Source organism: Isoptericola sp. NPDC056605 (assembly GCF_042792795.1).
Lineage (GTDB): Bacteria > Actinomycetota > Actinomycetes > Actinomycetales > Cellulomonadaceae > Isoptericola.
In genome coordinates this window covers 1-5729 of record NZ_JBHTVT010000042.1, presented here as the reverse complement: position 1 = coordinate 5729, position 5729 = coordinate 1, and the positions used below count along the sequence as shown (strand labels likewise).

The window sequence follows — 5729 nt, the reverse complement described above, 5'->3', positions numbered from 1 at the left end:
TTGAGGGGTTGCCCCGGCGGGGTCGGAACGGTTGGTTCTGGTTCTGCGGTGTGCGTCGGTTGTTTGAGAACTCAACAGTGTGTTTGATAGTCAATGCCAAATTTTTGAACCCTTTGTGGTTCCTTTGGATCGGACTGAGCAGTTCAGCTTGGTCTGGCCAGTATCGTTGAATGCTGCGGGCTCTTTTGGGGGTTCGTGGTGTTTCTCTTCTTTTACGGAGAGTTTGATCCTGGCTCAGGACGAACGCTGGCGGCGTGCTTAACACATGCAAGTCGAACGGTGAAGTCCCAGCTTGCTGGGATGGATCAGTGGCGAACGGGTGAGTAACACGTGAGCAACCTGCCCTCCACTTCGGGATAAGCCTTGGAAACGGGGTCTAATACCGGATATGAGCCTGCATCGCATGGTGTGGGTTGGAAAGTTTTTCGGTGGGGGATGGGCTCGCGGCCTATCAGCTTGTTGGTGGGGTGATGGCCTACCAAGGCGTCGACGGGTAGCCGGCCTGAGAGGGCGACCGGCCACACTGGGACTGAGACACGGCCCAGACTCCTACGGGAGGCAGCAGTGGGGAATATTGCACAATGGGCGAAAGCCTGATGCAGCGACGCCGCGTGAGGGATGACGGCCTTCGGGTTGTAAACCTCTTTCAGCAGGGAAGAAGCGCAAGTGACGGTACCTGCAGAAGAAGCGCCGGCTAACTACGTGCCAGCAGCCGCGGTAATACGTAGGGCGCAAGCGTTGTCCGGAATTATTGGGCGTAAAGAGCTCGTAGGCGGTCTGTCGCGTCTGGTGTGAAATCCCGAGGCTCAACCTCGGGCTTGCATCGGGTACGGGCAGACTAGAGTGCGGTAGGGGAGACTGGAATTCCTGGTGTAGCGGTGGAATGCGCAGATATCAGGAGGAACACCGATGGCGAAGGCAGGTCTCTGGGCCGCAACTGACGCTGAGGAGCGAAAGCATGGGGAGCGAACAGGATTAGATACCCTGGTAGTCCATGCCGTAAACGTTGGGCACTAGGTGTGGGGCTCATTCCACGAGTTCCGTGCCGCAGCTAACGCATTAAGTGCCCCGCCTGGGGAGTACGGCCGCAAGGCTAAAACTCAAAGGAATTGACGGGGGCCCGCACAAGCGGCGGAGCATGCGGATTAATTCGATGCAACGCGAAGAACCTTACCAAGGCTTGACATGTACGAGAACACGCTAGAGATAGCGGACTCTTTGGACACTCGTATACAGGTGGTGCATGGTTGTCGTCAGCTCGTGTCGTGAGATGTTGGGTTAAGTCCCGCAACGAGCGCAACCCTCGTCCTATGTTGCCAGCGGGTTATGCCGGGGACTCATGGGAGACTGCCGGGGTCAACTCGGAGGAAGGTGGGGATGACGTCAAATCATCATGCCCCTTATGTCTTGGGCTTCACGCATGCTACAATGGCCGGTACAGAGGGCTGCGATACCGTAAGGTGGAGCGAATCCCAAAAAGCCGGTCTCAGTTCGGATTGGGGTCTGCAACTCGACCCCATGAAGTCGGAGTCGCTAGTAATCGCAGATCAGCAACGCTGCGGTGAATACGTTCCCGGGCCTTGTACACACCGCCCGTCAAGTCACGAAAGTTGGTAACACCCGAAGCTCATGGCCCAACCGGTTTTCCGGGGGGAGTGGTCGAAGGTGGGACTGGCGATTGGGACTAAGTCGTAACAAGGTAGCCGTACCGGAAGGTGCGGCTGGATCACCTCCTTTCTAAGGAGCATCTGATACCCCCGCGTAGCTTCGCGATCGGGTCTGCCAGGTTGTCTGGTGGGTCTGGTGGTGGGGTGGGGGTCAGGCAGACCATCTGAGGCGCCGTTTGAGTGTCTGGTGGTTGCTCACGGGTGGAACATTGACTAGAAGGATCGGTTCGGCGTTCGGTCGCCGGCTAGTACACATCGTGGCTCTTCGGGGTCGGCAGTCTTCGGGCTGGCAGTCTTCGGGCTGGGTGGGGGAACGCTGGTGGTGGGGGGTTGGTCTGGTTCGCAAGCACACTGTTGGGTCCTGAGGCAATCGGCCCGCTCTGTTCGGATCGCCCCTGTGGGGTGGTGCGGGTGGGTGGTCGGGGGTCTTGATGGATACGGGTCGTGGGTCGGGTGTGAACCGCCTGCACGGGGTGTGGTCCCTGGGAGCGTGAGCTTCTGGGGATCGTGTCTGGTGGGGGTAGGCGTGCCGGGGGTCTGCGGGTCGTCCGTTGCTTGAGAACTGCACAGTGGACGCGAGCATCCCAGATGTTCAATGACTAGTTGATTTGTTTCGACTAGTTTCTTGATCTCTGTGAAATATTGTAGTGTGTCGAAGTTTTTAAGGGCACAGGGTGGATGCCTTGGCACTAGGAGCCGAAGAAGGACGTGGTAGCCTGCGATAAGCCTCGGGGAGTTGGCAAACGAGCTGTGATCCGAGGGTGTCCGAATGGGGGAACCCGGCTGGGGTCATGCCCAGTCACCTGCATCTGAATACATAGGGTGCAGGGGGGAACGTCGGGAAGTGAAACATCTCAGTACCGACAGGAAGAGATATTCCGTGAGTAGTGGCGAGCGAAAGCGGATGAGGCCAAACCGTGTGTGTGTCAAGCTGTCAGGCGTTGCACATGCGGGGTTGTGGGACCTTCTGACCAGATCTGACAGTCTGGTAGCCAGTAAGAAAGCCGTGTCATAGTCGAACCGCATTGAAAGGCGGACCGTAGTGGGTGTGAGTCCCGTAGACGAAATGGTGCGGCCTGGTTGAGGGGATCCCAAGTAGCACGGGGCCCGAGAAATCTCGTGTGAATCTGGCAAGACCACTTGCTAAGCCTAAATACTACCTAGTGACCGATAGCGGACTAGTACCGTGAGGGAAAGGTGAAAAGTACCCCGGGAGGGGAGTGAAATAGTACCTGAAACCGTGTGCCTACAATCCGTCGGAGCCTCCCTAGCAGGGGTGACGGCGTGCCTTTTGAAGAATGAGCCTGCGAGTTAGTGCTCGGTGGCGAGGTTAACCCGTGTGGGGAAGCCGTAGCGAAAGCGAGTCCGAATAGGGCGATACAGTCGCCGGGTCTAGACCCGAAGCGAAGTGATCTAGCCATGGGCAGGTTGAAGCGCCGGTAAGACGGCGTGGAGGACCGAACCCACTTAGGTTGAAAACTGAGGGGATGACCTGTGGTTAGGGGTGAAAGGCCAATCAAACTTCGTGATAGCTGGTTCTCCCCGAAATGCATTTAGGTGCAGCGTCACGTGTTTCTTGCCGGAGGTAGAGCTACTGGATGGCTAATGGGCCCTACCAGGTTACTGACGTCAGCCAAACTCCGAATGCCGGTAAGACATAGCGTGGCAGTGAGACTGCGGGGGATAAGCTTCGTAGTCGAGAGGGAAACAGCCCAGATCATCGGCTAAGGCCCCTAAGCGTGTGCTCAGTGGGAAAGGATGTGGAGTTGCACAGACAACCAGGAGGTTGGCTTAGAAGCAGCCACCCTTGAAAGAGTGCGTAATAGCTCACTGGTCAAGTGATTCCGCGCCGACAATGTAGCGGGGCTCAAGTACACCGCCGAAGCCGTGGCACTCACACAATGACCCAGCACCGACTTGATCGGTGTTCAGGTGTGTGGGTGGGTAGGGGAGCGTCGTGTGGGCAGTGAAGCTGCAGGGTGACCTAGTGGTGGAGCCCACACGAGTGAGAATGCAGGCATGAGTAGCGAATGACGGGTGAGAAACCCGTCCGCCGAATGACCAAGGGTTCCAGGGCCAGGTTAATCCGCCCTGGGTAAGTCGGGACCTAAGGCGAGGCCGACAGGCGTAGTCGATGGACAAGGAGTTGATATTCTCCTACCGGCGAAGAACCGCCCATACCGAGCCCGGTGATGCTAACCATCCCAAACCCGTCACAGTCACCTTCGGGTGGCGCCGACGGGCGCGGCGTGGGACCCGAACCGGTAGTAGGTAAGCGTGTTAACAGGGGTGACGCAGGAAGGTAGCCCGGCGTGGCGATGGTAGTCCACGTCCAAGGTTGTAGCCCGCTTCGTAGGCAAATCCGCGAAGCACATAGGGTGAGAACTGATAGTGACCGCGTATGCGGGAAACGGGTGATCCTCTGCTGCCAAGAAAAGCCTCGACGCGAGGTTCTAGCCGCCCGTACCCCAAACCGACTCAGGTGGTCAGGTAGAGAATACCAAGGCGATCGAGCGAATCGTGGTTAAGGAACTCGGCAAAATGCCCCCGTAACTTCGGGAGAAGGGGGGCCCGAACCGTGAACACCCTTGCGGTGGGAAGCGGGGAGGGCCGCAGAGACCAGGGAGAAGCGACTGTTTACTAAAAACACAGGTCCGTGCGAAGTCGCAAGACGATGTATACGGACTGACGCCTGCCCGGTGCTGGAAGGTTAAGAGGACGGGTCAACTTCGGTGAAGCCCAGAATTTAAGCCCCAGTAAACGGCGGTGGTAACTATAACCATCCTAAGGTAGCGAAATTCCTTGTCGGGTAAGTTCCGACCTGCACGAATGGCGTAACGACTTCTCCGCTGTCTCAACCGCGAGCTCGGCGAAATTGCACTACGAGTAAAGATGCTCGTTACGCGCAGCAGGACGGAAAGACCCCGGGACCTTTACTATAGCTTGGTATTGGTGTTCGGTGTGGCTTGTGTAGGATAGGTGGGAGACTATGAATCCCGGCCGCCAGGTCGGGAGGAGTCAACGTTGAAATACCACTCTGGCCACATCGACCATCTAACCTCGGTCCGTAATCCGGATCAGGGACAGTGCCTGGTGGGTAGTTTAACTGGGGCGGTTGCCTCCCAAAATGTAACGGAGGCGCTCAAAGGTTCCCTCAGCCTGGTTGGCAATCAGGTGTCGAGTGCAAGTGCACAAGGGAGCTTGACTGTGAGACCGACAGGTCGAGCAGGGACGAAAGTCGGAACTAGTGATCCGGCGGTGGCTTGTGGAAGCGCCGTCGCTCAACGGATAAAAGGTACCCCGGGGATAACAGGCTGATCTTGCCCAAGAGTCCATATCGACGGCATGGTTTGGCACCTCGATGTCGGCTCGTCGCATCCTGGGGCTGGAGTAGGTCCCAAGGGTTGGGCTGTTCGCCCATTAAAGCGGTACGCGAGCTGGGTTTAGAACGTCGTGAGACAGTTCGGTCCCTATCCGCTGCGCGCGCAGGAAACTTGAGAAGGGCTGTCCCTAGTACGAGAGGACCGGGACGGACGAACCTCTGGTGTGCCAGTTGTTCCGCCAGGAGCACGGCTGGTTAGCTACGTTCGGAAGGGATAACCGCTGAAAGCATCTAAGCGGGAAGCCTGCTTCAAGATGAGGTTTCCATCCCCCTCGTGGGGTGAAGGCACCCAGCTAGACCACTGGGTAGATAGGCCGGATGTGGAAGACAGGACCAAAGACTGTCGGAGCTGACCGGTACTAATAAGCCAACAACTTCACACACCTACCAAACACTGTTTGGTCAATAACACTGCTTCGCGTCCACTGTGCGGTTCCCGAGAAACGGGCACCACCCCCCACCACAACCGTGGAACCAGGGGGTGACCTGGACAACTCGATAAAGTTACGGCGGTCATAGCGTCGGGGAAACGCCCGGTCCCATTCCGAACCCGGAAGCTTAGCCCTTCAGCGCCGATGGTACTGCCCTCGCGAGGGGGTGGGAGAGTAGGACGCCGCCGGACACCCATTCACGAAAGGCCCACCCCACACCGGGGTGGGCCTTTCGCATACCCCCGAACA

3 rRNA genes are annotated in these 5729 nt (G+C 57.8%); all 3 read left to right on the top strand.

Annotated features, from left to right (window positions below):
* Nucleotides 1-211 precede the first annotated feature (211 nt).
* Nucleotides 212-1737: ribosomal RNA gene (locus tag ACFQ8Y_RS22520) — 16S ribosomal RNA — on the top strand.
* Nucleotides 1738-2317: 580 nt separating this feature from the next.
* A 23S ribosomal RNA gene (locus ACFQ8Y_RS22515) occupies nucleotides 2318-5432 on the top strand.
* 122 nt (nucleotides 5433-5554) lie between these two features.
* Nucleotides 5555-5671: ribosomal RNA gene (gene rrf / locus ACFQ8Y_RS22510) — 5S ribosomal RNA — on the top strand.
* Together the 16S, 23S and 5S rRNA genes form the textbook arrangement of a ribosomal RNA operon.
* The last annotated feature ends 58 nt before the right edge of the window (nucleotides 5672-5729 follow it).